General features: G+C 60.9%; 23 protein-coding genes. 10 read left to right on the forward strand and 13 right to left on the reverse strand.

Annotated elements, in window-relative coordinates:
- Positions 1-54: 54 nt before the first annotated feature.
- A complete protein-coding gene (locus C7378_RS07940; RefSeq protein WP_243648134.1) occupies positions 55-1566 on the reverse strand; it encodes a M16 family metallopeptidase in 1512 nt (503 codons plus the stop codon).
- On the reverse strand, positions 1563-3104 hold the full coding sequence (locus tag C7378_RS07945) for a M16 family metallopeptidase (RefSeq protein ID WP_131994392.1): 1542 nt from the start codon (positions 3102-3104) through the stop codon (positions 1563-1565). Before C7378_RS07945 ends, C7378_RS07940 begins: the two co-directional genes overlap by 4 nt.
- Positions 3105-3106: 2 nt before the next feature.
- Between C7378_RS07945 and C7378_RS07950 the strand changes: the two genes are divergently transcribed.
- Both C7378_RS07950 and C7378_RS07955 read left to right on the forward strand, forming a co-directional pair.
- On the forward strand, positions 3107-3724 hold the full coding sequence (locus C7378_RS07950) for a hypothetical protein (RefSeq protein ID WP_131994395.1): 618 nt from the start codon (positions 3107-3109) through the stop codon (positions 3722-3724).
- Positions 3725-4003: 279 nt separating this feature from the next.
- Positions 4004-7354 (forward strand): protease pro-enzyme activation domain-containing protein, encoded by a 3351-nt coding sequence (locus C7378_RS07955; protein ID WP_131994398.1) that lies wholly within the window; start codon positions 4004-4006, stop codon positions 7352-7354.
- A gap of 92 nt (positions 7355-7446) precedes the next feature.
- On the opposite strand, the gene C7378_RS07960 is transcribed toward C7378_RS07955, so the two are convergent.
- Both C7378_RS07960 and C7378_RS07965 read right to left on the reverse strand, forming a co-directional pair.
- Complete coding sequence (locus tag C7378_RS07960) at positions 7447-9201, reverse strand: ABC transporter permease (protein WP_131994401.1); 1755 nt, start codon at positions 9199-9201, stop codon at positions 7447-7449.
- Positions 9198-10547 carry an ABC transporter ATP-binding protein gene (locus tag C7378_RS07965; RefSeq protein WP_131994404.1) on the reverse strand — a complete coding sequence of 450 codons (1350 nt, stop codon included), beginning with the start codon at positions 10545-10547 and terminating at the stop codon, positions 9198-9200. Before C7378_RS07965 ends, C7378_RS07960 begins: the two co-directional genes overlap by 4 nt.
- 229 nt (positions 10548-10776) lie before the next feature.
- Between C7378_RS07965 and C7378_RS07970 the strand changes: the two genes are divergently transcribed.
- The gene (locus tag C7378_RS07970) at positions 10777-11148 is read left to right on the forward strand and encodes a response regulator (RefSeq protein WP_131994407.1); all 372 of its coding nucleotides are present in this window, start codon (positions 10777-10779) and stop codon (positions 11146-11148) included.
- Between the two features lie 63 nt (positions 11149-11211).
- Here C7378_RS07970 and recR read toward each other — a convergent pair whose 3' ends face one another.
- Positions 11212-11814 (reverse strand): recombination mediator RecR, encoded by a 603-nt coding sequence (gene recR / locus C7378_RS07975; protein WP_165876711.1) that lies wholly within the window; start codon positions 11812-11814, stop codon positions 11212-11214.
- Between the two features lie 76 nt (positions 11815-11890).
- On the opposite strand from recR, the gene C7378_RS07980 reads away from it, so the two are divergent.
- On the forward strand, positions 11891-12376 hold the full coding sequence (locus tag C7378_RS07980; RefSeq protein WP_131994410.1) for a hypothetical protein: 486 nt from the start codon (positions 11891-11893) through the stop codon (positions 12374-12376).
- A 181-nt stretch (positions 12377-12557) separates the two neighbouring features.
- Positions 12558-13736 (forward strand): acyl-CoA dehydrogenase family protein, encoded by a 1179-nt coding sequence (locus C7378_RS07985; RefSeq protein ID WP_131994413.1) that lies wholly within the window; start codon positions 12558-12560, stop codon positions 13734-13736.
- Here the strand turns inward: C7378_RS07985 and C7378_RS07990 are convergent.
- Positions 13730-15049, reverse strand: coding sequence for a family 8 glycosyl hydrolase (locus tag C7378_RS07990; protein WP_207901376.1), 1320 nt, complete (start codon positions 15047-15049; stop codon positions 13730-13732). The genes C7378_RS07985 and C7378_RS07990 overlap by 7 nt on opposite strands.
- Positions 15050-15217: 168 nt before the next feature.
- Here C7378_RS07990 and C7378_RS07995 point away from each other — a divergent pair, with 168 nt between their 5' ends.
- Positions 15218-15598: an RNA-binding S4 domain-containing protein gene (locus tag C7378_RS07995; protein WP_131994416.1), complete on the forward strand. Its 381-nt coding sequence runs from the start codon at positions 15218-15220 to the stop codon at positions 15596-15598.
- Positions 15599-15602: 4 nt separating this feature from the next.
- On the opposite strand, the gene C7378_RS08000 is transcribed toward C7378_RS07995, so the two are convergent.
- Genes C7378_RS08000 through C7378_RS08020 form a run of 5 tightly spaced genes read right to left on the reverse strand, consistent with a single transcriptional unit; the run spans position 15603 to position 22038 of the window.
- Positions 15603-16721 (reverse strand): ABC transporter permease, encoded by a 1119-nt coding sequence (locus tag C7378_RS08000; protein ID WP_207901377.1) that lies wholly within the window; start codon positions 16719-16721, stop codon positions 15603-15605.
- Entirely contained in the window at positions 16721-17809 is a 1089-nt protein-coding gene (locus tag C7378_RS08005; protein ID WP_207901378.1) for an ABC transporter permease, read from the reverse strand. The genes C7378_RS08000 and C7378_RS08005 overlap by 1 nt, the downstream gene beginning before the upstream one ends.
- 23 nt (positions 17810-17832) lie before the next feature.
- Positions 17833-19566, reverse strand: coding sequence for an ATP-binding cassette domain-containing protein (locus tag C7378_RS08010; RefSeq protein WP_131994422.1), 1734 nt, complete (start codon positions 19564-19566; stop codon positions 17833-17835).
- Position 19567: 1 nt separating this feature from the next.
- Positions 19568-20656 carry an HlyD family secretion protein gene (locus tag C7378_RS08015; RefSeq protein WP_131994425.1) on the reverse strand — a complete coding sequence of 363 codons (1089 nt, stop codon included), beginning with the start codon at positions 20654-20656 and terminating at the stop codon, positions 19568-19570.
- Between the two features lie 38 nt (positions 20657-20694).
- Positions 20695-22038 carry a TolC family outer membrane protein gene (locus C7378_RS08020; RefSeq protein WP_341539134.1) on the reverse strand — a complete coding sequence of 448 codons (1344 nt, stop codon included), beginning with the start codon at positions 22036-22038 and terminating at the stop codon, positions 20695-20697.
- A 265-nt stretch (positions 22039-22303) separates the two neighbouring features.
- Between C7378_RS08020 and C7378_RS08025 the strand changes: the two genes are divergently transcribed.
- Complete coding sequence (locus tag C7378_RS08025; RefSeq protein WP_131994428.1) at positions 22304-22726, forward strand: OsmC family protein; 423 nt, start codon at positions 22304-22306, stop codon at positions 22724-22726.
- Positions 22727-22742: 16 nt separating this feature from the next.
- Here the strand turns inward: C7378_RS08025 and arsB are convergent, their stop codons facing one another.
- Positions 22743-23858: an ACR3 family arsenite efflux transporter gene (arsB, locus tag C7378_RS08030; RefSeq protein WP_131994431.1), complete on the reverse strand. Its 1116-nt coding sequence runs from the start codon at positions 23856-23858 to the stop codon at positions 22743-22745.
- A 3-nt stretch (positions 23859-23861) separates the two neighbouring features.
- Positions 23862-24278: an ArsR/SmtB family transcription factor gene (locus C7378_RS08035; protein ID WP_131994434.1), complete on the reverse strand. Its 417-nt coding sequence runs from the start codon at positions 24276-24278 to the stop codon at positions 23862-23864.
- 78 nt (positions 24279-24356) lie between these two features.
- On the opposite strand from C7378_RS08035, the gene arsM reads away from it, so the two are divergent.
- From arsM to C7378_RS08050, 3 genes are read left to right on the forward strand one after another with little or no spacing between them, the layout of a single operon-like run.
- Positions 24357-25259 carry an arsenite methyltransferase gene (gene arsM / locus C7378_RS08040; protein WP_131994437.1) on the forward strand — a complete coding sequence of 301 codons (903 nt, stop codon included), beginning with the start codon at positions 24357-24359 and terminating at the stop codon, positions 25257-25259.
- Positions 25260-25306: 47 nt separating this feature from the next.
- Positions 25307-25717 carry an arsenate reductase ArsC gene (locus tag C7378_RS08045; RefSeq protein ID WP_131994440.1) on the forward strand — a complete coding sequence of 137 codons (411 nt, stop codon included), beginning with the start codon at positions 25307-25309 and terminating at the stop codon, positions 25715-25717.
- A 58-nt stretch (positions 25718-25775) separates the two neighbouring features.
- On the forward strand, positions 25776-26177 hold the full coding sequence (locus tag C7378_RS08050) for a hypothetical protein (RefSeq protein WP_131994443.1): 402 nt from the start codon (positions 25776-25778) through the stop codon (positions 26175-26177).
- Positions 26178-26237 lie beyond the last annotated feature (60 nt).

The raw sequence follows: 26237 nt of genomic DNA on the forward strand, positions 1-26237 counted from the left end.
CTTTTCGACTTCCGGGAAATCTTTAGTAACCTTCAGACTTTGGACTACTGCCCGCTACTGCTGTCCGGGGCCGCCCATCATCTGCTGCCGCATCGCGGCGGGCATCGGAATGGTGATGTCGATCTGCTTCACCGGCCCCATGTTCAGCGTGGTCAGCGGCGTTCCGAAGTGGGCTTCATTGCCTACCACGAGCACCGCAAGCTTTGAGGGATCGATGTACTTCTTCGCCACGCGATCGAGATCGGCGACGGTCACCTTCTCGATGCCTGCGCGATACTTTTCGAGAAAGTCAGCCGGGTAGCCGTAGAACTCGAGCGTCGCAGCTGCATTGAGCACTTTGTCCTTGGAGTCGTAGTGGAAGATGAAGGAGTTCAGCAACTGGTCCTTGGCCATCTTCAGCTCGTCTTCGGTGAAGGGCTTTGTTTTGAGTTCGCCGATGTCCTTGAACATCTCCTGCGTAGCCTGCGCGGTGCTCTCGCTCTTTGTCGAAGCGAAGGTATAGAACATACCCGGATGGTCGTAGCTTGCGCCATACGCCCCGCTCACCGAATAGGCCAGTCCAAGCCGCGTGCGCACATCCTGAAAGAGCCGTGAACCGAAGCCGCCCGAGAATATCTCGTTCATCACCGAGAGCGCGTAGTAGTCCGGATTGTTGCGCTGGGTGCCGAGGCCGACGATCCATACATTGCTCTGGTTCACGTCGGGTTTGTCGATCGCGTAGACACCGGGCTTCGGGCCGGTGAAATCCCCTGTCGGCCGAGGCCACGCAGCACCGCGTGGCAGCCCTTCAAATGCGGCGCGGAGCTGCTGCTCCATGACTGCGGGATCGAAATCGCCGCCCACGCCGACGATGATGTTGTTCGCCGTCACCGTCTTGTCGTGCCACTGCTTGAGGTCGGCGACGGTGATCGGCATGACGGTCGCAATCTCCGGCTGGCGGGTGTAGGGGCTGTCAGGGCCGTAGACAAGCTTCGCCGCCTCACGCCCCGCAATGCCTGACGCATCGTCATTGCGACGGACAATGCCCGCGATCTCCTGCTGCTTGGCCAGCATCAGCTTCTTTTCGCTAAAGGCGGGATGCTCGAGCAGGTCAACGGCGATGGCGAAGACCATGTTCTCATCCTGCTTGAGGCACGACCATGAGACGGAAGTGGAGTTGATGTCGCCATCGGTCTCGACCTTGGCAGCCTTGGCTTCGAGGAGGTCGTCGAGTTGGTCGCCGCTCTGCTTCGCCGTTCCGCTGGTGCGCCATGCCGAGCCGTAGAGGTCAATCAGGCCGGTCTTCGCTGCGGGCACATCGCGCGAGCCGCCCCTGATCTCGATGAAGCCGTTAATGAAGGGCAGCTCGTGATCAGGCTGCAGCAGAATCACCATGCCGTTCTTCAGCACGATCCGCTTCGGCTGCTGGGGGTGAAACTCATGCAGGCGCGGAATCACGATGTCCCGCCAGGGCTGCGCGCCGGTCACGTTCTGCGCCTCAGGCGGAACGACGGGATGGGTCTCCTGCGCGAAGGCGGCGAGGCTCGAAATCATGAGGGCAGAGAGCGCGAGAGAGGTCAACTTCACTTGGCGCCTCCCGGCTGCTGCGTCGCTGCCTGCTGCGGCGCCTCAAAGTTCACCTCGGCGTAGGTACGATTGCTCGCCACAAATGTCTTGTTCGCCACCCTGCGAATATCGGCTTTAGTCACCGCGTCGATCCTCTTCAACTGGTTGAACAGCTCCTGCCAATTGCCGTATCGCAACTGATAAAGCGCGAGCTGCGTGGCGAGCCCCTGGTTGTCTCCCAGGCCGCGCAGCAGGTCCGCACGGGCGCGGGTCTTGAACATGGCCAGTTCTTCATCGCTGACGTCGGTGGTCTTGAGCTTGTCAATCTCTTTATGGATCGCTGCACGCATCTCCGCCGGCGTGTGTCCCTGGTTGGGCACCGCGAAGAATGCAAACAGCCCCGGATATTTATTTCCGGGAAAGCCGCTGAATCCCTCCGCCTCGGCCGCGATCTGCTGGTCGCGAACCAGGCTGCGATAAAGCCGCGAGGTGCGACCATTCGAGAAGATATCCTGAATGGCGTCATAGACCGCATCGTCCGGGTCGCGATAATCGGGCCGGTGGTAGCCCTCAAGATAGAGCGGCTGGGTCGGCTCTCTGAGGATGACGGACTTCTCCGCCGTCTGCGGTGGCTCGACCGTAGTCATCTCCTCGGGCTTGGGGCCGGCAGGGATGCGGCCGAAGTACTTCTCAAGCATCGGCATCACTTCCGCCGCCTTCACATCGCCGACCACTGCGACCACGATGTTCGAGGGTACATAGTAGGTCTTGTGAAAGGTGTCCGCCTCGGTCGCCGTGATCTGGCTCAGCTCGCTCTCCCATCCCACTCCGGGGCGGTGATAAGGATGCGCGACATAGGCTGCTGCAAGAAATTGCTCTACCATCTTGCCGATGGGGTTAGAGTCGACCCGCATGCGGCGCTCTTCCATGACGACGCTGCGTTCCTTGTAAAACTCGCGTGGGATGGGATTGGCAATGCGGTCGCTCTCAAGGTAGGCCCACAGCTCGAGCCGGTTCGACGGCATGCTCCAGTAGTATTGCGTGGCATCGAGGCTCGTCTCCGCGTTCAGCCCGGTCGCGCCATTGTCTTCCGCGATCTCGGTGAACTCATTGGGGATGACATATTTCTGCGCCGCGGCCTGCGCTGCGACGAAATCCGCGTGCAACTGCTTCAGCCTGGCCGGGTCCTGCCCTACGCGCTTGCGAAACTCAGCATCATAGGCCGCGTAGGCTGCTTCGACCTTCTGGAGAGCGACCTTCTCCTCGGGATAGTTCGTCGTGCCAATATCCTTCGTCCCTTTGAAGGCGAGGTGCTCGAACATATGCGCCAGCCCGGACTGGCCGTCCGGATCATTGGCATCGCCCGCGTCCACAATCGTGAAGTAGGAGAAGACCGGCGCCTCAGGCCGCTCGCAGACGATCACCGTCAATCCGTTAGGCAGCACTTTGACGGTGGTGCGCTTCTCAAAGCTGGCGAGATCCTGCCCGCGCGCTACGCCAAACGATGCCAACAGGACAGCAAGACCTAAAACAGACGATACTTTTGCCGGGAGTTTCAAATATGTACCTCGCACAAGGGCAACGATTAAGACTGACGCTAACCGCGGCCTCGCGCCGTGTCAAATCAGCGGCTTGCCTCCTGCTTGGCCTCTTTGCGCTCACGGCCCGCGCTCAGCTGGCGGAACAGGAGCAGACCGGCCAGATGGCCGGCCCGGATAACACCCCCCTCGCCTATTCGATCCGCCTGCTGCCCCTGGCTTCGTTTCCCGATATACCGGCGCCTTTCCTGCGCGTGCTCAGCTCGCGCGGCTGCCTCATTCCCCAGACCTATGAAGCTCACCAGCCGGAGAATGTCATCCATGGCTCCTTTGAAAAGCCCGGCTCAAGCGACGTGGCGCTGCTGTGCACCACGGGACAGACGACCAGCCTGCTGGTCTTCTTTGCCTCGAACCCGTCACAGCCGGCAACCCTCGTGAAGTCAAAGAATACCGACTGGCTGGCGATCGAGGGCGACCGCATGCGCGGCTTTGCCTGGGGACTTGACCCCGTCGCCACGGCGTATTTGCCTCGCGGCCTTGCCGCCGATCACGACGGCATCAGCGACTCCTTCATCGAACACACGGCCAAGCTTCACTACTACAGCCGGGACCACTGGCTCACCGTCGACCGGAACAACTGACCGCGCCGAGCCCCGAAGCGTCGTGGCCTGCAATGATCTCATCAAATTCTGCACAACTTATTCCGCTGGGCACGGTTTAACTTTCCGTGGATAATAACCGTCTAAGCGGCAGAAGTGCTGCTCAGGATGAAACCGCCATGCATCCGCTTCCCAATCCCGCGAGCACGCTCTATTGCAATCCGGATGCATCTGCCTTGACCTCACGCATCGCCAGAATGCGAAACCCCGCCGCAGCTATCATCGCGCGGTACACTCTTCGTCAGGAAGGCCAAGCTCCCTATGTCACCTCGCAGTCTGCTTCGTAGCGCCCTTGCAGCAGCCACTCTCTGCCTGATTCCAGCTGCAGCCTTTCCCCAAAGCTCAGGGGAAAGCGCTGTTCAGGGTCTGCCCCAGTCCCTTGCCGCCACGCGTATCACGCGGCCCATTGACAACAACAAGGTCGTAACCCTGCGGGGCAACGTGCACCCGCTCGCCCAGGCGCGCTTTGACCGCGGCATGGCTCCGGTTTCCATGTCCACCGGCAGGCTCATCCTCGTCCTCAAGGGCTCGCAGCAGCAGCAGAACGCGTTGAAGCAGTACCTCGACTCCGTGCAGAACCCGGGCTCGCCCAGCTATCGCAAGTGGCTCACGCCCGAGCAGTTTGGCCAGCTCTTCGGCCCCACCGCGCAGGATATCCAGACCGTCAGCTCCTGGCTGCAGTCGCAGGGATTTGAGATCAAGAAGGTCTCTCCCGCTCGCACCTATATCCAGTTTTCCGGCTCGCTGGGTCAGGTCAACAACGCCTTCCACACCTCCATGCACCGCTACAACGTGAATGGAGAGTTACATACCGCCAACTCGACCAATCCACAGATTCCAGTCGCGCTTGCGCCGGTGGTTGCCGGAGTCGCCCAGCTCAACGACTTCTTCCCGACCTCGCACGCGCGCCAGTCGGGGGCTGCCCACTGGGATAGCTCCGCCAAGCGCATCAAGCCGGATCTGACCTTAACGGATACGCAGGGCAACAATTACCTCTATGTCGTACCCGCAGACGCCGCGACCATCTATGACACGCCGAACTCGACATTGAACAGGAATTACTCCGCGATCAGCTCCGTGGTCGGCGGCAAGTCCTACGACGGCACGGGGGTCACGATCGGCATCGCCGGCGACTCAAACATCACCACCGCCGACGTCGGCAACTACCGGACCGCCTTCCTCGGCGAAGGCTCCACGCCCAAGCTGCCCAATGTAATCGTCGATGGCAACGACCCGGGCATCAACGGCGACGAAATCGAGGGCCTGCTCGACACTGAAGTCTCTGGCGGCATCGCGCCGGGCGCGACCATCAACTTCTACACCTCGGCCGACACCGATCTGCAGCAAGGTTTGTTTCTCGCCATTTTGCGAGCGGTGGACGACAACCAGGTCAGCATCCTGAATGTGAGTTTCGGCAACTGCGAAGTGAACGAAGGCGCATCCGGCAACCAGTTCATCAACCAGCTCTGGCAGCAGGCTGCCGCCCAGGGCATCTCGGTTACGGTCTCGACCGGCGACAGCGGGTCGGCAGGCTGCGATAACCCCAACACCGCAACAGTTGCCACCCAGGGTCTGGCGGTCAGCGGTTTAGCGTCTACTCCGTATAACATCGCCGTGGGCGGAACAGATTTCACCGTGCTCCAGTCGAGCAGCACGGCCTTCAGCCAATATGTCGACACGACGACCAGCGGATCGGCGCCCTACTACGGCACGGCGCTCTCCTACATCCCTGAAACGCCGTGGAACGACTCGACCGCCGGCAATACCACCATTTCAGCCAACACTCCCTTCAAGGACAGTAATGGCCATACCAATATCGTGGGCGCAGGCGGCGGCCTGAGCAGTTCGGCAGTCTGCAACTTTATCGACCCCACCACCGGCAGCTGCAACGGCACGCCGCTTCCCTACCCGAAGCCGGCTTTCCAGAGCTCGGTGACGCCAAGTGACGGTGTTCGCGATCTGCCTGACGTTTCCCTGCTGGCGAGCGACGGGGCCTACGGCGCTACCTGGGCCGTCTGCCTGGATAAAAGCGCGGGCGGGCAAGGCACGGACTGCCTGACGACCAATGGACAGCTGGATAGTAACACCACCTTCAGCGGAGTTGGCGGCACCTCTGCAGCAGCACCGGTCTTTGCCGGCATGCTGGCGCTGATCTCGCAGTCGCAGGGCGGCAAGCGCCTCGGGCAGGCTGACACGGTGCTTTACGCGTTGGCCAAATCCAATCCGAGCGTCTTTCACGACGTCACCACGGGTAACAACTCCGTCTACTGCTCCGGCGGCATCCAGGCCAACTGCGGAAGCAACAGCTTCCTCACCGGCTACGACACGACGGCCGGTTATGACACCGCGTCCGGCATCGGCAGCGTCGATGTCGCCCAGCTCACCGCGAAATGGAACAGTGTCGCCTTCGCGCCAACCAGCACCAACTTCAGCATCAACGGCTCGACAGCACCGTTGACCATCACGCACGGCCAGTCGGTCAACTTCAACGCGGCCGTCGCTCCGGGCACGGCTACGGGCAACGTAACCATCCAGACCACCAGCACGCTGCCAAACCAGGCCGTGCAGCCGCCGGTCCTGACCCTCACCGGCGGAAGCGTAAGCGGCACCTACAACGGCCTGCCGGGCGGCAGCTACAGCGTTTATGCCTACTATGGCGGAGACGCCAGCAATGCGGCCAGCAGCTCCAACCAGATCGCGGTCAACATCTCTCCGGAGAACAGCATTCTCTCGCTGCAGGTCAACATCTACGACCCCAGCACGGGCAAGACTTTCAGCGGCGGCTCGTCGCAGGTTCCCTACGGCTACTATGTCTTCTCCAATGGTCAGCCCTATGGAGTTGCTTCGAGTGTGGTCAACGGAGTGGTGACGCCGGACGGCCTGCCGACCGGAACCGTCAACTTCTTCGATAACGCCAACTCGATCAGCACGGCTGCGGTCAATGCCTCAGGCTTTGCCAGCTATAACAACCAGGCCTTCGCTCTGGGCAAGCACGCCATCAGCGCCACCTACAGCGGTGACCCCAGCTTCAACGCCAGCCAGGCTGGAACCAGCAGCGCCAGCACCTTCACCATCGTGCAGGCGTCCACCCAGACCTCAGTCAAATCGAGCGCCAGCAGCGTAACCTCTGCGGGCACCGTCACCCTGACAGCGACGGTCGGCACCGACAGTCTCGGCAATGCGCCGTCGGGAACGATCACCTTCTACTCCGGCACCACCGCAATCGGGAAAGCAGTCGCCGTGGTTGGCGGCGCAGACCCGAGCACCGGCCTGGTCAATGCGACGGCAACCCTCACCGTCACCGGAAGCCAGCTGACCTCCCCGACGACCGGCGCACTTGATTATCCGGCGCTGCCGGGCAGCATGAAGGGTGCAGGAGCGGTGCTGTTGTCCCTCTCGCTCTTCTTCTTCATCCCGGCACGCAATCGCAAGTGGCGCGGCATGCTCGCCGTTCTGCTTCTGATCGGCGCCGCTTCCTTCGTAACCGCCTGCGGCAGCTCCAGTGGCACCGGCAACGTGACTCCCAACTCGCGCGGCATCACTGCAGCCTACAACGGCGACACCAACTACGCTTCTTCCACTTCTAGCTCCATCAGCGTAGCGGTGCAGTAAGCAACAAAAATGCGGCAGGCGCAGCTCTCGATGTTTTGAGAGCTGCACCTGCCGCATTTCCTTTTCAGCCGCCTTCCAGAGGCGGCTTCGATCTACGCGTCGAGCCGGTACTTCGTTTCCGCCAGCTTATACAGCCGCCGCCACACGAGCCGGTTGATCGTCACCACCATCAGCGCCATGATGATCGTCGCCAGCAGCAGCACGGAGAACCTGCCCTGATAAGTCGCCTGGCTGATCTGCGCACCCAGTCCGAGCGTCATCAGCGTCTGCCCCTTCAGGGAAAAGTACTCGGCAGCGATCGAGGCATTCCAGGCTCCGCCGGAGGCTGTCACCAGCCCGGTGATGAGATAGGGGAAGATTCCGGGCAGGATCACCGTCTTCCACCGCTGCCAACGGTTGAAGTGGAAGACGTCGGCGACCTCACGCAGGTCAGAGGGCACCGCCAGCGCTCCGGCGATTACATTGAACAGCACATACCACTGCGTGCCCAGCAGCATCAGCGCAATCGATCCGATCCCCAGCCCGGCTCCCAGCTTCATCAGCCCCAGCAGCACTACGGGAAAAAGCGCGGTCGCCGGGAACGAAGCGGCGATCTGCGCTATGGGCTGCGCGATTTTCGACAGCCGCGGATTGAATCCGATCGCCACGCCTACGGGAACGGTCCAGGCCATGGCGATCAGCAGCGATACGTTGACGCGCAGAAACGTGGCGGCCGCGCCCTTGAGCAGCAGGACGATCTCAGCCGCGTGAATATTTTTAAGCAGGAGCAGCGCGTGAAACGCTGCTGCAATGACCATCATGACCAGGGCCAGACCGACCACCGCAGTCAACAGAGTATTGCGGCGCTCGTCGGCTGCCTTGACCGGGGTTTTCTGCTGGTGTTCCCGGCGATAGGCGAGGTCATGGTAGATCTTTTCGCTAAGCGGAATCAGCGTCCGGCGGCTCAGGGTGGCCAGCACGTTTGAGCGGCGCAGCGCGAAGAGAATCGGCGAAGTGACACGATCGCCTGACTCGACATTTTCAAACTTGAACTTGTCTGACCAGGCAATCATCGGCCGCCAGATCAGCTGGTCCGTGAGTACGATGATCACGCCCACCGTAACGAGGCCATAGACCATCGCGCGGGTATTGCCTTCATTGGCGGCCGTCTGCAGATAGGACCCCAGCCCCGGCAGGCGGAAATTCTTGTCGCCCACGGGAAACATCTCGCAGATCATCAGAAAAAACCATCCGCCCGCGACCGAGACCATGGAGTTCCAGATGAGGCCTATGGCCGAGAATGGCAGCTCCAGCTGCCACAACCGCTGCCAGGCGGAGAAGCGATTGATGGTGCATGCCTCCCTGAGCTCGCGCGGAATCGACTTGAGCGAGGCATAAAAGCTGAACGCCATGTTCCAGACCTGGCCGGTGAAGATGAGCAGGATCGCACCCATCTCAATACCCAGCTGTCGGGAGGGCACCAGCGCCATCATCGCCAGCATCAGCGCGGGCAGAAAGCTGAGCACCGGAATCGACTGCAGAATGTCGAGCGTTGCGATCATCAGCGCCTCGACGCGCGGGTTGTAGGCCGCGACATAGCCATAGCCCACCGCGAAGAGCAGGCTCAGCAGATAGGCCACGCCGATGCGCACGACGGAGTAAAACGCATACACCGGGAGAATGCCGGGGCGCAGCGAGATGACCACTTCGGGCACCGCGCCGCTCATCCAGTAGCGGGCGATCAGCAGCACCGCGTAGAAGCAGGCAAGCAGCCCCGCAGCCACGCCCAGGTCCAGCACAAAGGGCCAGGTCCGTTCGAGCACCTGCGAACGCGAGAGCGTGTAGCGCGCCTTGAAGAGGCCGCTCACTCCGCTCCGCCTTCTTCCACTACCGACTTCGCAGTCTCTTCTTCTTCGGGCAGCGTAAAGCGCCGCCGCGAAGCGTCGTAGTCGAAGAGCTCCGCATAACGGCCCCAGTTAATCGCCGTCTCCAGCTGCCGCTGGGTCTCTTCATCGCTGAACTGCTCGTCGAGCATGTCGAGGAAAAACTCCTCCGGCACGGTCCTGTCGGACTTACTGCGAAGCGCACGGCTGATCTGCCGCAGCAGCAGCACGTGCTCGAGCGCCGCCTCGCGGAAGAGCTCCTTCTGCCGCAGGATCTCCGACTCGGCAAACTCGCGGCCGGTCGGCGTGATCACCACGTCACCCTCCTCCACTCGCAGGAAGCCGAGCAACTGCGCCGCATCGACGATAGGGAGCAGATCGTCGATCTCAAAGGCGAGTTCGTCGGCCAGCCGGTAAATATCAGTGCGGCCCCCGAAGTCGATGGCCAGCTCCAGCAGGCCCGCGATGCCCCCGGGTCGGGCATGGGGCAGCATCTCATAGCGCATCTGGCGTTGATCCCTGACCGGGCGCCCGGCTTTGAGCTTCGGCATGTCGGGCATGACATCCGGCCGCGTCAGCACCTTATAGATATAGTCGACAATCTGGGTGAAGGCCGGCGCCTTGCGGTCGCGCGGATGAGCCAGCGTCGCCACCCGGAAATCCGTCCGCACATGGCCCGGATTGCGCCCCAGGACGATGATGCGGTCGGCGAGCAGCACAGCCTCTTCGATATTGTGCGTGACCAGGAAGATGGCCTGCGTGGGAATCGTCTTCTTCTGCCACAGCTCCAGCAGCTCGCTGCGCAGGTTCTCTGCCGTGAGCACATCGAGTGCGGAAAAGGGCTCGTCCATGAACAGGACCTCCGGCTCAACCACCAGCGCGCGCGCAAAGCCGACCCGCTGCCGCATGCCGCCTGAGAGCTCCTTGGGGAAGGCGGCTTCAAAGCCGTCAAGACCCACCGTGTCGAGAATTTTTTCGCTGCGCTCGCGCCGCTCCGTTGCGGCCATTCCGCGCGCCTTCAGCGGAGCCTCGACGTTCTCCATGACCGTCAGCCAGGGAAAAAGAGCAAAGCTCTGAAAAACTATGGAGACATTGATCTTTGCCGTTTCAATGGGCGCGCCGTGCCAGTAGACCTCTCCGCCGGAGGGCCGGGAGAGCCCGGCCAGCATTCGCAACAGCGTCGATTTGCCGGAGCCCGAGGGCCCCAGCAACGCGACTATCTCGCCCGTCTGGATGGACAGGTCGGTCGGCGAGATGACCTGAATGCGGTTCTCGCTTGGCTGCGCGTAGTACTTTTCGACCTGCTGTGCGCGAATAATCGGCTCTGCCATTGGCCAGGCTCCATAGCGTTTCACTTCCAAGACAGGGATTCGCCGTCCAGCCCGCACAAATGGACTGCAGGTCTACGGCGGGTCCCTCATATTGCCAGGATTCGAGAGGATGAAGCATCCTCGTACGAAAAGCGTATCATCCAAGTGTGAGATTCATGGCGAGGATACAATTTACCGTTTCCTAAATACTCTTCCCCGGAACCAATAAGATTATTACGAGCAGGAGCGAATGTCCGAGAACCAGAAAAAGCCCAAAGTACTGGTGGCAGACGATGAACGCGTAATTGCGGACACCCTGGCCATCATCCTCAATCAGAGTGGTTTTGAGGCGACTGCCGTTTACAGCGGAGAAAAGGCTGTAGAAGTCGCGAAGTCTCTCAACCCCGATATGGTCATCAGCGATGTCATCATGACCGATCTCAATGGCATCGACGCAGCCATCACGATCCGCGCCATGCTGCCTAACTGTAAGATTCTGCTTTTCTCAGGACAGGCAGCGACCGCCGATCTGCTCGACCGCGCCCGCAACCAGGGGCACGAGTTTGAAATTCTCGCCAAGCCGGTCCACCCGCAGGATCTTCTGGCGCGTCTCCGCGGCTGAGCTCAACTGTGACTCTTCGTTGCCGTCCGCCGGGCGGCAACGAAAGCCCTCATCCAGCGCCCGCTACCCCATCTGCCGGCGGCCTTCGAGAGCCCGCGTCATCGTGACCTCATCGGCATATTCGATATCGCTTCCAGCCGGCACCCCGGTCGCGATCCGCATGATCCGCGCCGCAGTGCCGCGCAGCATGCCCGCCAGGTAGTCCGCCGTCGCCTCGCCCTCGACTGTAGGGGACGTTGCAATGATGACCTCATCCACTTCCCCGCCGCTCACCCGGGCGGCCAGCGATGCCGTCCGCAGATGCTCCGGCCCTACGCCGTTCAGCGGGGAGAGCGTCCCGTGCAGCACGTGGTAGACGCCGTTATAGCTGCGGGTCTTTTCGATGGTGGCGATGTTGGTCGGCTCCTCCACCACGCACACCAGCCTGTGGTTGCGCATGGGGTTGGAGCAATAGCCGCAGGGGTCAACGTCGGTGATGTTGTTGCAGATCGAGCACAGCCGCAGCTTCGCCTTCAGCTCGCGCACAGCTCCGGCCAGGGCCTCGGCGTCCGCTGCGCTCGCCCGCAGAATGTGAAAAGCCAGCCGCTGCGCCGACTTCGCTCCGATGCCCGGAAGTTTGCGCAGCTCCTCGATCAGCCGCGCCATAGGTTCAGCAAACCGCGCCAATGTACAGATCTCCTCTTCGATTTATACGTGAAAACACCTCTTCCGCAATTTCCCTGCGATGCATACAATTCAAAGTATGGCAGTCCGTCTCAGGCGCTCAGGCGCATTTCTAGCTTTCGCATCTCTCCTGCTCGCTGCAGGAACGCTTCATGCTCAGGATCAGCAGCACCGCGGCCGCAAGTACAAACCGCCGCCGCCCACCAGCCATGTCACCGTGACGGTGATCAAAGCCACGAACGGCAAGCCCCTCGAGAATGCCGCCGTCATCTTCCATCCCATGAAAGACAATAAGGATGAAGGCAATCTGGAACTCAAGACGAACGAAGATGGCAAGGCCGTCATCGACGTGATCCCCACCGGCGACAGCCTGCGTCTGCAGGTCATTGCTTCCGGCTTTCAGACCTTCGGCGATGACTACGAGATCACCGGCGACTCCAAGGACATCGTTGTCAAGATGAAGCGGCCCTCCGCGCAGTACTCGATCTATAAGCAGAACGGGGACCCGAAGGCAGCCGACCCCAACAAGCCGCAGAACGAACAGGGCACTGCCAAGCCCCAGTAGTCCGGCCAGCATCATCTCGAAGCTCCATGTCCTCCCTGAGACAAGGAGAGGACATGGAGCTTCGCACAGCCTCTTTGTGCCTCCCTCGAAATCCATGTACCCGGCACCCACGCCTTACGCAACCCTGCGTTCGTCTGCTAGCCTTAGTAGTTTGGTCACAGCATAGGAGCAAGATACCCGTATGGCTTTCAAGTTCAAAGGCGTGGATTTTATCGGTTTTGACGCGCTGCTTTCGAGCGACGAGCTCATGGCCCGCGACACCGCCCGTCAGTTCATCGAAGACAATCTGATCCCCATCATCGAAGAGTGCAACCGCGAGGGCCGCTTTCCGCGCGAGCTCATCAAGCCCATGGGCGCGCTCGGCTTCTTCGGCGCCAACCTTGAAGGCTACGGCTGCGCCGGCATGTCCAATGTCGAGTATGGCCTCGTCACCCAGGAGTTTGAGCGCGGCGACTCCGGCCTCCGCAGCTTTGTCAGTGTTCAGTCGGCGCTGGTCATGTATCCCATCTACACCTTCGGCTCCGATGAGCAGAAGGACTACTGGCTGCCCCAGCTCGCCACCGGCGAGAAACTGGGCTGCTTTGGCCTCACCGAGCCCGATTTCGGATCCAACCCCGGCGGCATGCGCACCCGCGCCGTCAAGTCCGGCGACGAATACATCCTCAATGGCGAGAAGATGTGGATCACCTCCGGCACGCTTGCGGATGTCGCAGTCATCTGGGCGAAGGTCGAGGATGAAGACGGCCTCGTGCGTGGATTTCTGGTGGAAACAGACCGCCCCGGCTTCACCGCCTATGACGTGCACGGCAAGTGGTCGCTGCGCGCCTCGGTCACGTCCGGCCTCTCGCTGCAGGACGTCCGCATCCCGGCCAAAAACCTGCTGCCTCTCACGGGCGGCCTGAAGTCGCCGCTGATGTGCCTCAACCAGGCCCGCTACGGCATCAGCTGGGGAGCCATCGGCGCCGCCATGTCCTGCTACGACACGGCGCTGCAGTATTCGCTGCTGCGCAAGCAGTTCCGCGAGCAGCCTATCGCCAGCCACCAGCTCGTGCAGGAGAAGCTCACATGGATGATCTCCGAGATCACCAAGGCGCAGCTGCTCGCCCTGCAGGTGGGCCGCCTCAAGGACTCAGGCAAGGTGGGCCACGAACACATCTCCATGGCCAAGCGCAATAACGTGTGGATGGCGCTCGAATGCGCGCGCATGGCCCGCGATATCCTCGGCGGCAACGGCATCACGGATGACTACCCGATCATGCGCCACATGATGAACCTCGAATCCGTGAAGACCTATGAGGGTACGCATGACATCCATACCCTCATCATCGGCCAGAGCGTAACCGGCGTGCCGGCTTACTGAGCAGACCCGAGCGCCGCATGTCTCAGCGGAGAGCCATGCGGCCGCACCGGCCCCCAGATGCGAAACTCCCCGCCCGCATGCATCATGCTCATCAGGTAGAGCATGCCGTCATAGTAGCGATTATGGCCCGACGGAATGGGCGTATTCCATAGCGCCTCGGTAAACAGCCGCGCCCGCGCGCGGTCCGTCGCCGCGAGGCCGGCCACCGCATTGGTGCCCACCAGCCCGGCCGGATGATCCTCATGCGTCAGCCCCGGCGTAGCTCCCAGCGGCTTCCCATCGAGCGTATACACGGGGCCGTAGTCGTTGATTCCCTGCCCGGCAAAGAAGCGCTGAATGCGATCGCTCAGATGCTGCTCCGAGTGGGCCTTGTGCCACCACGACCAGTCCACTGACCAGTTGCTCGCTACCCGCCATGCATCGTAGCCGAAGTCGCTCGACTGCGCGAAACGCGTGGTGTGCGGCGTGCCGTCGAAATTGGCATAGTCCGGCGCGAGGCCCGTCTCCGGGTTCGTCGTCTTCACAAAAAAAGCGCGGCTGACCGCTGCCGCACGCATCCAGAAAGCGCGATCTGCCTCCGGCCCCCAGCGCGCCCACAGCTCATAGAAGGCAGGCAGATGATACGAAGGATCAGTGAAGGGCTGCGGCATGATTCCTGGAACGAAGAGGATCATCGCATGTTCCTCATTCACCTCCGGCCCCACGCTTCGCGGTCCGAACTTTGTCGGCCCGGTCATCACCTTGCGGTGGCGCATCGCCGTCAGCAGCCGCTCAGCCTCGGCGTGATAGTCATAGATGCCGTGGCCGCCCGGCCAGCGGTTTCCCGCAAAGAGCAGCGCCATGGCAAAGTACTCCTCGCCATCGGGAGCGGGTGTCTCCGAGTTCGGACTGCCATCCGTCTTGCACGACCACGAGAAGTATCCATAGGAGGGATGCTTCGGGTCGCTCACATACATGTAGGTCTTCGCCCAGTTCCACAACGCATCGAACTCGGCTTTCCTGCCCAGCTGCACCGAGATCATCATGCCGTACGACATGCCCTCCGTGCGCACGTCGTGGTTAGCCCAGTCCGTCAGGTACATCAGCGGACCGTTCGCGTTGCGCCCTGCAGCAAACGCCACCGACTGTGTTTGCGGATCACCATGAAACAGCTGCGCATAGGCGGCATCGATCTTCGCGCGTACCTGTTTCGGCGAGTGGCCCGCCTCCGCGAAGAGATTGCGGTAGTGCCCTGTCGCATAAGCGCCCGCGCCATCGTCAGGCCGCACCTGCGCCTGCGCAGACGACCCGGCAAAGAGCAGACTCGCCGCCAATGCCACACACCACCCAACTGAAAAACTCTTCCTGACAAGCTGCAAACCTGGCCTCCTGGGCAACATTGCGATCATTTCTGAGCCTGATGAAACTTGGCTCCGTGCTGTATCAGCATGGTAGAGGAACGCGCGTGCGGTAAAGTGCATCTTCTGTAAGAAAATAGAAAGATGGATCGCGTTAGGATGGATAAGTGGCTCTGGGCCGCCCGCTTTTTCAAGACACGGGCTCTGGCCGCGCGGGCCTGCGAGCTGGGCAGGATCACATGCAATGGTCAACCGGCCAAGGCTGCGCGCGAAGTCCACGCCGGCGAACTGCTGCACATCAAAAATGACGGCGCCGAATTTGAGGTGAAGGTCGTCACCCTCAGCGACATCCGCGGGCCGGCAACCGTAGCGCAGGCGCTCTACCTTGAGACGGAGGCCAGCAAAGAGCTGCGCCAGAAGCTGGCGGCGGAACGAAAAGCGACCCCGCACTTTGAAGCAGCGCGCGAAGGCAAACCCTCCAAGCGCGACCGGCGAGAGCTGGCCCGGCTGCGCGGCCGAATCTGAGCGCCTAGCCCAGGCGACGACGGAAGAGCCTGCCGGCCACAATCAGGGTCACGATGCCGATAACAATCAGCGGCCAGTACTGCCCCCACAGCAAAGAGACGCCCGCGCCCTCCAGAAAGCAGCGCCGCAGAATCACCAGGAAGTAGCGCAGCGGATCGATCAGCGTGATGTACTGCACCGCCTGCGGCATGTTGGCAATCGGCGTCGCGAAGCCGGAGAGAACAATCGCCGGCACCATGAACAGGAAGACGCCCAGTAGCCCCTGCTGCTGCGTGACGGCGAGGGACGAGATCATCAGCCCCACACCGACCGTCGACAGAAGAAAGAAAAGCAGTCCAAGATAGAGCGCGAAAAAGCTGCCGGTGAAGGGCACCTGGAACCAGTAGATGGCGATGAAGATGATCAGTGAGCCTTCGGCGGAGCCGACCAGGAAGCCCGGCAACATCTTGCCGAGCAGAATTTCGCTGGGGCGCATGGGCGTAACCAGAAGCTGATCGAAGGTTCCCATCTCCCGCTCGCGCGCGACCGAGAGACCTGTCGTCAGCATGCTCACCAGCAACGCAAGAATGCCGCAGATGCCCGGCACGATAAACCATCGTGATTCGAGATTGGAGTTGAACCAGGCCCGATCGAGAAGAATCGTGGAGCCTGCCTTCTTCTTACGCAGCGAGGCTTCGACATCGTTGAACTTCATCACAATGGATTGCGCATAGCCAATCGCAAGGCCCGCCGTATTCGAATCTCTCCCATCGAAGATCAGTTGCACATGGGCGGTGCTGCCCCGCTGGAGATCTGCAGAGAAGTCGGAGCCGATATCCATCGCCATCAGCGCAGACTCGTCATCGATTGCCCGCTGCAGATCCCGCTGGCTATGCACCATCCGTAGCAGCTCAAAGCTCGGAGAGCCGGTGAAGCGCGCAATGAACTCACGCGAAAGCTGCCCCTGATCCTGGTTATAGACGACAAAAGGAACATGCTTGAGATCAAAGGTCGCAGCATAGCCAAACACCAGAAGCTGGATCAGCGGTGGCCCAATCAAGACGGCGCGACTGGCCGGATCGCGCAGCAAAGCGAGGAGCTCCTTCCTCGCGAGGGCAAAAATGCGCAGCAATATCAGCCGCATCAGTCGAGCCTCTTGCGAAAGAGGAGCAGCGCGATGCTCAGGAAGAACGTGCAGAGAATGGCCATGCCGAGACTGTTGGGCAGAATCACCGGCCAGACATCGCCAGCCAGAAACAGGCTCTGCAGAATCGTCACGTAATAACGGGCCGCAACAATGTGAGTCAGCACCCGGATGATCGGCGGCATCGAACGGATATCAAACAGAAAGCCGGAGAGAATAAACGCCGGCAGAAAGGTAGTGACGATCGCCACCATTGCCGCGACAAACTGGTTGCGCGTCAGCACGGAGATCACCAGCCCCATGCCGAGCGCGGTCAGCAGAAACAGCGCAGTAGTGCCGAGCAGCAGCAGCAGCGATCCACGCAGCGGCACGCCAAACAGGAAGACCGCCATCAACGTGGAGAGTGTCACCCCGCCCATGCCCATCACGAAGTACGGCACCAGCTTGCCGAGCAGAATCTCGACCTTGCTCACCGGCGTCACCATGATTCCCTCCATGGTGCCGCGCTCCCACTCGCGCGCTACGACCAGCGCCGTGAGCAGCGCGCCGATCAGGGTCATGATGATTGCGATGAGCCCGGGGATGAGGTAGTCGCGACTGCGCAGCGCCGGGTTAAACCACACCCTCACATCCGCAACGACAGGAGCCGCCAAATGCACCCCCTGCCCGGTCGCTTCCTGTTGCAGCCAAAGCAGCCATGTGCCGTTGATGTAGTTCTCGATGATGCGCGCCTGGTTGGCATTGACGCCGTTCACCGCGAGCTGAATTGGCGCAGCTCCTGAGCTCAAAGTCAGCCGGGTAAAGTCGCTGCGCAGCCAGAGCATCGCGTCCACATCGCCGCGCATGATGGCCTGCTCCGCCTCAGCGCGCGAGAGATAGCGTCGCGGACGAAACCATGGCGAGCGCTCCAGCTCCGCGAGGAACGAGGCCGTCAGCTGTGTGGGATGGTCGACAACCTCCGCAATCGCGATGCGGCGCGCATCGAGCGAAACGCCATAGCCGAAAATCAGCAGCAGGAACACAGGCAGCACGAATGCGATCGCAATGCTCGAAGGGTCGCGGATGATTTCCAGGACCTCTTTGCGCATCAACGCCTTCAGCCGCACCCACTTCACGATGCTCTCCGGCTGCTCTGCTCGTGTTCCTCGATCAGCGCAATGAATGCATCTTCCATGCTTGGCGTGGGCAGGTCGGGGCGGCGCACTCTTTCCTTGATCTCGGCCGGCGTTCCTTGCGCAAGCACCTCGCCCAGCGACATCAGCACCAGCCGGTCGCAGTACTCCGCCTCCTCCATAAAGTGTGTTGTCACAAGGCAGGTCGTTCCGCTCTCCGCCAGCGAATTGACGCGCGCCCAGAATTCACGGCGAGCCAATGGATCAACGCCCGACGTAGGCTCGTCGAGAAAAAGAATGCTGGGCTCATGCATCAGCGCGCACGCCAGCGCAAGACGCTGCTTGTAGCCCAGAGGTAGACTTCCGGCGTTCATGGTTGCATATCGTTTCAGCTCCAGCTCCTCGAGTGCCCACGCAATGCGAAGCTTTCTACGTTCACTGGCAAGACCATAGGCCGAGGCAAAGAAGGAGAGGTTCTGCTGTACGCTCAGCGCTCCATACAGTGAAAACTTCTGCGAGACATAGCCGATCTTCGCGCGCCCTGCGGCGGTTGCCTTCCGCAGATCAACCTTTGCGATGCACAGTGACCCTGACGATGCAGGCAACAGTCCGCAGAGCATCCGAAAGGTTGTCGACTTGCCCGCGCCGTTAGCGCCCAGCAGTCCGAAGATCTCTCCGCGCCGCACTGAGAAACTGACATCCTTCACCGCCGCGAAACTGCCGAAGTACCGATAGAGATCCTTGACTTCGACCATCACCTCATCTGCATCAGCCGCCTGCGCATGTGGCGACAACGGGGCGCGACTGCGCGGGCCACGGCTGAAGAGCAGCCCGACAAAAGCATCCTCCAGGCGCGAGGGAATAACCTCAGGAGTGCCCAGCGCAGCCAGTTCTCCTTCAAGCACGGGCGCTTCAGCCTTCTGCATTACGATGCGCAGCCCGTCCCCTTGAATCGCTGCATCCACTACGGCCGGCAACTGCGCAAGTTGCGCCTGTAGATGGCGCAAGGATGCGGCGGCAGCCCGCAGACGAAATGCATGCCCTGCAAAACGCGAGGCAAGTTCCGCAGGACTTCCCTGCGCGAGAATCTCTCCCTCATGCAGCAGAAGCACATGATCACAACGCTCCGCCTCGTCCATGTAGGCGGTGCTCAGCAGAACTGTGACCTTTTCGCTGACCACCTGTCGATGAATGATGCTCCACAGCTCCCGCCGCGAAATCGGATCGACACCCACGCTGGCCTCATCGAGCAGTAGCAGTTCGGGCGGATGGATAAGCGTGCAGGCCAGTCCCAGCTTCTGCTTCATGCCGCCGGAGAGCTGCCCTGCCTGCCGCTTGCGAAATGGCCCGAGGGCAGTCATCGTAAGCAGCTCGGCATAGCGGCTCTCTCGCGTTGCTGCCGGCATGTTGTGCAGGCTGGCAAACAGTTCAAGATTTTCCTCGACGGTCAGGTCCTCATAGAGACCGAAGCGTTGCGGCATATACCCGATCCTGCTTTGCAGAGCCAGCGCCTGCTGCGGCAGAGTGTGTCCCAACACGCAAACCTGTCCAGCGTCCGCAGTGAGAATCCCGGCCAGCAGCCGCAGCAGCGTGGTCTTGCCCGCGCCATCCGGGCCGATCAGCGCCGTCATCGTTCCTGCAGCGAGAGTCAGCGATATATCGCGAAGCGCAACCCGCCGCAATTCCCCTTTGCCAAAGGTCTTGCTGAGATTGCTGACCACAATCGCATCCATGTCAGTCCTTCTCACACGGATGCGGGTCGATTGCATGAGCGGGATTATCTACGATCGGGATGACAACGGTAGCCGGCATGCCCAGGCGCAGCCGATGGTCAGGATTGCAGGCGTAGACGCGCACGCGATAGACAAGCTGCGAGCGCAGCTGCGTTGTCTCCACATTTTTCGGCGTGAACTCGGAGACAGGTGAGATGAAGCCGATCCAGCCCATAAAGCGCTGCCCCGGAAAACTATCCGACTCTACCCATGCGCGCATCCCCAGTGCAACTCGGCCCATCTCCGGCTCGGGCAGGTACGCACGCACCCACACTGGATTATCCAGAGCAAGGGTGAGCACCGGAGCCTGCGGCGTCACCATATCGCCGGGCTCGAGGATGCGATTCTGGATGACGCCGTCTGCGGGAGCATAGAGCTGCGTATCCGCCAGCTCCTTTGCTGCAAGCGCCAGCGTCGCCTTGTCTGCCTGCAGCGTCGCCTGCGCGGCGGCGATATCTTCGCGTCGCGGCCCGATCACCGCCAACTGCAGCGCCTGCTCCCTGGCGGCAAGCACCTGCTTCTTTGCGTTCACGCTCGCCTGCTGCGCCAGATATGCGCGCTGCGCATCATCGCGCAGCTGCAGCGACACATACTGCTGCCTGGCCAGAGTCTGCTGCCGTCGATAGAGCAGCTCCGCATTGACGAGGTCGGCCTGCGCCGCCGTAACGTCTGCCTCTGCCGCCGCTACGTTGGCTCGCGCCTCTGCTATCTCTTCCGGACGGCTGCCGGCCAGCAAGCGCGCAACCACCTGCTGTTGTGCGGCAACGTTGGCCTGACTCCTCGTGACCGCGTCTGTGAAGCGTTGCCCTACGAGTTGCGCTACCAGCTGCCCCGCTCGTATCTTGCTGCCCTCATCCACCAATATTTTGTCGATACGCTCACTATCGTTGAAGGCCAGCTGCACCTGACGGATGTCCACATTGCCGTACAACGTAATGCTGGTGACAGCATGGCGCCGTCCGCGAAACGAGAGCACTCCATAGCTGCCGCCCGCGACCAGCAGGACCACCAGCAGGAGCAGGATGATGCGCTTTTTCTTGACCGAAAGCATTTCTACTCTTCTCCGAAGATGCAGCCTGTCCAGGTACGTTAAGGAGCTTTATCCAGCAGGTCATTGAGTGCATCGATATCCGCCGGCGTCAACACACCTGCAGCCGCCTTCAGTTGGGTTCTCGCCACCAGCTGCGTGTAGAGCGCCAGATAGTAGTTGCGCTGTGCAGACGCATAGGCCGTCGTGGCCGTCAGCAGATCGATGATCGAACGACTTCCGATCTCATAGCCCTTCCTCGTTCCCTCGAGCGACACTTTCGCAGAAGCTACCGCCTGCTGCGTGGCGTGGAACTGGGCTACGCTGTTTTGCAGATCGACGAAGGCGGTCTGTGTGTCCAGCTTGATCTGATCCTGCAGATTCATCAGGTTCGCATGACTCACGCGGGAGAGCGCCTCCGCCTGGTGAATCGCCGCACGCGTGCTGCCACCCTCATAAATCGGAATGGAAAGATTCAGCGAGCCGCCCACCTGGTTGATGGCGAGTGTCGGGAACAGGGTGCCCACAGCATGTTGTCCGATACCGCTCAGCGTCAGCGTTGGCCAATAGGCGCGCTTTGCAAACTGCACCTGTTGTTGCGATACATCGAGGTTTGCCTGCGCCTGCTGCAGGAGCGGCTGATTTTTGAGCGCAGCTGCAAGCCATGGCGTAAAGTCGTTCGGCTCCGGACCGTTCGCCTGCAGGGTGGTCACATCCTTCAGCATTCCTACGGGCGCGTGTGTCAGCCGCTCCAGCTGGCTCTTCGCCACGATCACCGCATTCCTCGCGCCGATCAGGTCAGCCTTGGACGCATCCAGCTGCGCCTGAACCTCATCGACGGTGATGATGTCTCCCGTTCCTACCTTCAGGCTTGTTCTCGTCTGCTGGTCGATGCTCTTGAGCAGCTCCACCTGCTGCTCAGCCACACGCTCATTTGCCTGCGCCTGCAGCACGCTGAAGTAGGTCTGCGTAACCTCCAGCGCAATTAACTGCTCGGCATAGGCCAGCGCTGCCGTGCTCGACCGGATGCGGGTGTCGGACTGCTTCAACGCGGTGAATGCCTGCCCGTTGAAGATGGGCTCCGTCAGGCTCGCGCTGAAGGCATCGGAGTGATAACCGGTGGAGATCGACTGCGCGCCAAAGCCTGTGACAGAAGCAGTATTCATGCCGCCGCTCGCGGCTGCATTGATGTGCGGAAGCAGAGCTGCGCGCGCAAGCGGCCTGCCAGCCAGGTCTGCATCGAGCGCTGCGCGGGCCTGTGCAAGGATTGGCGAACTGGCAGCAGCCTGCTGGTAAGCCATCTGCAGATCCTCTGCCGCACATGAGCCGCTTAGCGCGACAAGTATCATCAACGCAACGAGACAGTCTGCCGCCAGGCATCGCGTGCGTGAAATAGCTGAAAACATTTTCGTCAAGCTACTTCGCCCCCGGCTCGTGACATTGCGTACCCTTCCTCAAGGGCTCGATGCCGTATCCGACCCTCGCTGCTCGAAGAGCCAATTATCACGCCTTGCCCTTGCTTCGGCGTGTGATCAGTATCACATAGCAAGTCACGCACAGAGAGCATCGCTGCCGGTAGAAGCTCTGTGCGCGGCGATCACCTCCGTGACCCCGATCACAGACCCCTTAGGCACTGACAGAAGAGAGTAATGAAATGGAGATCAGACCGTGATGCCCGAGACCCCGGCACGTATGCAATTCGCTGTAACGGCACGCCGCCTTGATGCCCACGGGAGTGTTGCCCATTGCAAATCTGCATCGGTCCCGCTCGACACGGATCTGGCTGGCAGCGCCAACGCCTTTAATCCGGCAGAGCTCCTGCTCGCGGCGCTGGCTGCCTGCATGATCAAGGGAATCGAGCGTGTCGTGCCCATTCTCAAGTTCGAGCTGCGCGAAGTAGAGGTGCGGATCAATGGCATTCGGCAGGACGCGCCACCGCGCATGGAAAGCATCGACTACGAAATCATCGTAGACACAGATGAGCCGGATCGCCGCCTGGAACTGCTGCACGACAACGTGACGAAATTCGGCACCGTCTTCAACACCGTGGCGCCCGGCTCCAAGCTGGCAGGCGTGCTCCGCCGCGCACGCTGAGACGCGGCGGCATTCTCTAGGGAGCAGCCTCGACCGGATGCATCTCCACGTCGGAGGGGCTGAAGTACCGCTTGCGCAACCAGAACGCAACATTCACCAGGCCGATCAGCGCGGGCACCTCTACCAGCGGACCGATCACGCCGACAAACGCCTCACCCGAATTCAACCCGAAGACTGCGACGGCAACCGCGATTGCCAGTTCAAAGTTGTTGCCTGCAGCGGTGAAGGAGAGCGTCGCTGTCTGCGCGTAATCAGCGCCGAGCTTTCGGCCCATCCAGAAGCTGACCAGGAACATCACCACAAAGTAGATCAGCAGCGGCACGGCAATCTTCAACACATCGAGCGGCAGACGAACAATCAGATCGCCCTTCAGACTGAACATGACGACAATCGTGAAGAGCAACGCGACAAGAGTGAATGGGCTTATGCGCGGGATGAACCTCGTACGGTACCACTCTTCCCCTTTGGCGCTGAGCAGCACAAAGCGCGTCAGAATGCCTGCTAAAAAGGGAATCCCCAGGTAGATAAAGACGCTGCGCGCGATCTGCCCGATGCCGATCTTTACCACCGAGCCCTGAAAGCCAAACCACGTGGGGAGAATCGTAATGAAGACCCACGCATAGAGGCTGTAAAACACCACCTGAAAAACACTGTTGAGCGCAACCAGACCGGCAACGTAATCTGTATCGCCTTCGGCCAGCTCGTTCCACACGAGCACCATCGCGATGCAGCGTGCGATCCCGATCAGGATCAGGCCGCGCATATACGCCGGCTCGTTATGCAGAAACAGCAGTGCCAGCGCGAACATCAGCAGCGGCCCGACGATCCAGTTCTGCACCAGCGACAATCCAAGTACGCGGCGATTGCGGAAGACTTCGCCCAGCTTTTCGTAGCGCACCTTTGCCAGCGGAGGATACATCATGATGATGAGGCCGATGGCAATCGGAATGTTTGTTGTGCCGGACTGGAAGCTGTTCACAAAGGCGGCAGAGCCGGGCACAAAGTGGCCAAGGGCAACACCGATGGCCATCGCCAGGAAGATCCAGAGCGTCAGGAAGCGGTCGAGAAACGATAGCTTTTTGCGCGGCATTGGCACACAGACCTGGCCTCGGGTGTAGGGAGCGCTCGACATGATTTACCTCGACGTGGAACAGGTGGATGGATCGATGGAGGCCGGCAACGGTGCGCCCTGCAGTGCGACGAACTTCGCGGGGCTGCAGCAGGCCTTCGTCAGGCGCGCGCGGTCCGTCTGCATGACGCGGTCTTCCTTGAGCCACGCAAGCGTCTGCAGCAGGATCTGCGTCGCACCCACGTGCGGCGGCATGACGATTCGATAATGCATCCATCGGCCCTCGCGGCGCGCGGCGACAACTCCTGCGCTTCGCAGATAGGCCAGGTGCCTGGAGATTTTGGGCTGCGGCTGAGCAAGAATCTCTGTGAAGTAGCAGACGCAGATCTCCTGCTCGCCCATCAGGTTCAGCAGGCGCAGCCGGGTCATGTCCCCCAGCGCCTGAAAGAATCGCTCGATATTGAAAGATGCATTCCTTGCCATAGCTGGAATTATATTCGCATTGACGCATGCATTGTCCTGGAATATAGTCGCTTAGGCAGATATTTTCTGGAGGCCATCATGGCAAACGACGTTCTAGAATCGGTACGCACGAAATATGGAGCCGTCGCAGACAGCTCTCTTTCCAATGACCACGCAGGCGTTCGCGCTGTGGCAGAGGCGTTCGAATACACAGCGGCCGAGCTGGCCTCCATTCCGGCCGATGCCAACATGGGGCTTTCCTGCGGCAACCCGACGGCCATCGCATCCCTTCGCCCTGGCGAGACGGTGGTCGATCTCGGCTCCGGGGGCGGACTGGATGTGTTTCTTGCCTCCCGGCTAGTCGGTCCTGAGGGCAAGGCGATCGGCATCGACATGACCGAGGCCATGATTGCACGCGCCCGCGCCAATGCGTCAGCCGGTGGCTACACAAACGTCGAGTTCCACCTTGCGACCATCGATCAGCTGCCGCTGGCGGATGAGTCGGTTGACTGCGTCATCAGCAACTGCGTCATCAACCTCGCTCCTGATAAGCCTGCCGTATTCCGTGAAATCGCTCGCGTGCTCAAGCCGGGCGGCCGTCTCGCGGTCAGCGATATCGCGCTCAAGAGCGAGCTGCCTGCAGAGATAGCCTCAAGCATGGCTGCCTATGTTGGCTGCATTGCGGGAGCCATTCTCATCGACGACTACCGCACGGGCCTGTTGGCTGCAGGGTTCGACCATGTTGAGATCGTCGATAGCGGAGCCGACCTGAACGCCTACGCAAAGGTGGAAAACCAGAGCGGGTGCTGCTCACCGGCCATGGAGACAACCAACGGCCTGACCGTTCTCGCGGAGCCCTGCTGCTCACCCAGCGGATCGACAGACAAGGCTGCCAGCCTGCACCAGGACCTCGCGGACCTGCTGTCGAAGTACGACGTCAACACCGCGGCGGCGAGTGTGAAAGTCTACGCGGTCAAGGCTCCGGCTCCACGGATATCGTAAACAGAACTAGTCGAGTGAAATCAAAGAATCGAGAGACCCGATCCTCTATGCGCACTTTTATCTTTGCCTGCATCCATAACGCTGGCCGCTCCCAGATGTCCGCCGCCTTCTTCAACAGCATGGCGGACCCCACGATAGCGCGCGCAATCTCCGCAGGCACCCAGCCTGCGGAGCGCGTTCACCCGGTCGTGGTGGAGGCGATGCGCGAGGTGGGGATCGACCTCGCCAATGCCACGCCACAGAAGCTGACCACCGAGCTCGCGCAGAATGCGGAGATGCTCATCACGATGGGTTGCGGAGATGAGTGCCCCTACATTCCGGGACTCATTCGCGATGACTGGCCGCTCCCGGATCCGAAAGGTCAGCAGCTTGACCACGTCCGCGTAACCCGCGAAGAGATTCGCGAACGTGTTGCCGCACTGCTGAAGAAGAGTGGGATTCCTTCGTTTGCACAATAGCCTGACTGCCTGCTCAGCCTTTGCGCAAGCAGGCGCGAAGGTATAAATTCACCTTAAGATGCTGCGCCGAACTGCATGGCCGATTCTTTTGCTGCTTCTGCTTGGAGTGCAGATCACTGCACTGATGTGCACTGTTCGCTGCGGCGCCATGGCTGCTCACGCCCCATCCACTGACGTCCACTCCATGGCCGACTGCCATCACGGGATGCAGCCGGAGCGCGCACCCGTCATCTCACTCAATCACTGCGCAACGCACCCCTGCAGCACCGATCTGCCCGTGATGCAGCTGCGTAGTGCCGATGAGGCAGCACTTTCGAGTGCAGGCTCCGTTGCACTCCCGGCAGCTCCCTTCGCAATCCCACTTTCGACAAATATCATCGGGGCGACGAATTCTCGTTTCCTGGGGGAGCCCGTCTCTCCTGCCGCGTTTGATCCGCTCATCGTGAGCCTGCGCGTCTAGCTCTACCTTCCTTTTTTCTCCCCTTGAGCTGAAGTACGTGGCCTGTCGTTGCCGACGCCG

It is taken from the genome of Acidipila rosea, assembly GCF_004339725.1.
GTDB classification, from domain to species: domain Bacteria; phylum Acidobacteriota; class Terriglobia; order Terriglobales; family Acidobacteriaceae; genus Acidipila; species Acidipila rosea.

What these genes read in the sequence shown, in the direction of transcription:
- C7378_RS07950 (WP_131994395.1), top strand. Translation starts at nt 3,107, where the DNA reads ATGTACCTCGCACAAGGGCAACGATTAAGACTGACGCTAACCGCGGCC.
- C7378_RS07955 (WP_131994398.1), top strand. Translation starts at nt 4,004, where the DNA reads ATGTCACCTCGCAGTCTGCTTCGTAGCGCCCTTGCAGCAGCCACTCTC.
- C7378_RS07965 (WP_131994404.1), bottom strand. Translation starts at nt 10,547, where the DNA reads ATGGCAGAGCCGATTATTCGCGCACAGCAGGTCGAAAAGTACTACGCG.
- C7378_RS07970 (WP_131994407.1), top strand. Translation starts at nt 10,777, where the DNA reads ATGTCCGAGAACCAGAAAAAGCCCAAAGTACTGGTGGCAGACGATGAA.
- C7378_RS07980 (WP_131994410.1), top strand. Translation starts at nt 11,891, where the DNA reads ATGGCAGTCCGTCTCAGGCGCTCAGGCGCATTTCTAGCTTTCGCATCT.
- C7378_RS07985 (WP_131994413.1), top strand. Translation starts at nt 12,558, where the DNA reads ATGGCTTTCAAGTTCAAAGGCGTGGATTTTATCGGTTTTGACGCGCTG.
- C7378_RS07995 (WP_131994416.1), top strand. Translation starts at nt 15,218, where the DNA reads ATGGATCGCGTTAGGATGGATAAGTGGCTCTGGGCCGCCCGCTTTTTC.
- C7378_RS08000 (WP_207901377.1), bottom strand. Translation starts at nt 16,721, where the DNA reads ATGCGGCTGATATTGCTGCGCATTTTTGCCCTCGCGAGGAAGGAGCTC.
- C7378_RS08005 (WP_207901378.1), bottom strand. Translation starts at nt 17,809, where the DNA reads ATGCGCAAAGAGGTCCTGGAAATCATCCGCGACCCTTCGAGCATTGCG.
- C7378_RS08010 (WP_131994422.1), bottom strand. Translation starts at nt 19,566, where the DNA reads ATGGATGCGATTGTGGTCAGCAATCTCAGCAAGACCTTTGGCAAAGGG.
- C7378_RS08015 (WP_131994425.1), bottom strand. Translation starts at nt 20,656, where the DNA reads ATGCTTTCGGTCAAGAAAAAGCGCATCATCCTGCTCCTGCTGGTGGTC.
- C7378_RS08020 (WP_341539134.1), bottom strand. Translation starts at nt 22,038, where the DNA reads ATGTTTTCAGCTATTTCACGCACGCGATGCCTGGCGGCAGACTGTCTC.
- C7378_RS08025 (WP_131994428.1), top strand. Translation starts at nt 22,304, where the DNA reads ATGCCCGAGACCCCGGCACGTATGCAATTCGCTGTAACGGCACGCCGC.
- arsB (WP_131994431.1), bottom strand. Translation starts at nt 23,858, where the DNA reads ATGTCGAGCGCTCCCTACACCCGAGGCCAGGTCTGTGTGCCAATGCCG.
- C7378_RS08035 (WP_131994434.1), bottom strand. Translation starts at nt 24,278, where the DNA reads ATGGCAAGGAATGCATCTTTCAATATCGAGCGATTCTTTCAGGCGCTG.
- arsM (WP_131994437.1), top strand. Translation starts at nt 24,357, where the DNA reads ATGGCAAACGACGTTCTAGAATCGGTACGCACGAAATATGGAGCCGTC.
- C7378_RS08045 (WP_131994440.1), top strand. Translation starts at nt 25,307, where the DNA reads ATGCGCACTTTTATCTTTGCCTGCATCCATAACGCTGGCCGCTCCCAG.
- C7378_RS08050 (WP_131994443.1), top strand. Translation starts at nt 25,776, where the DNA reads ATGCTGCGCCGAACTGCATGGCCGATTCTTTTGCTGCTTCTGCTTGGA.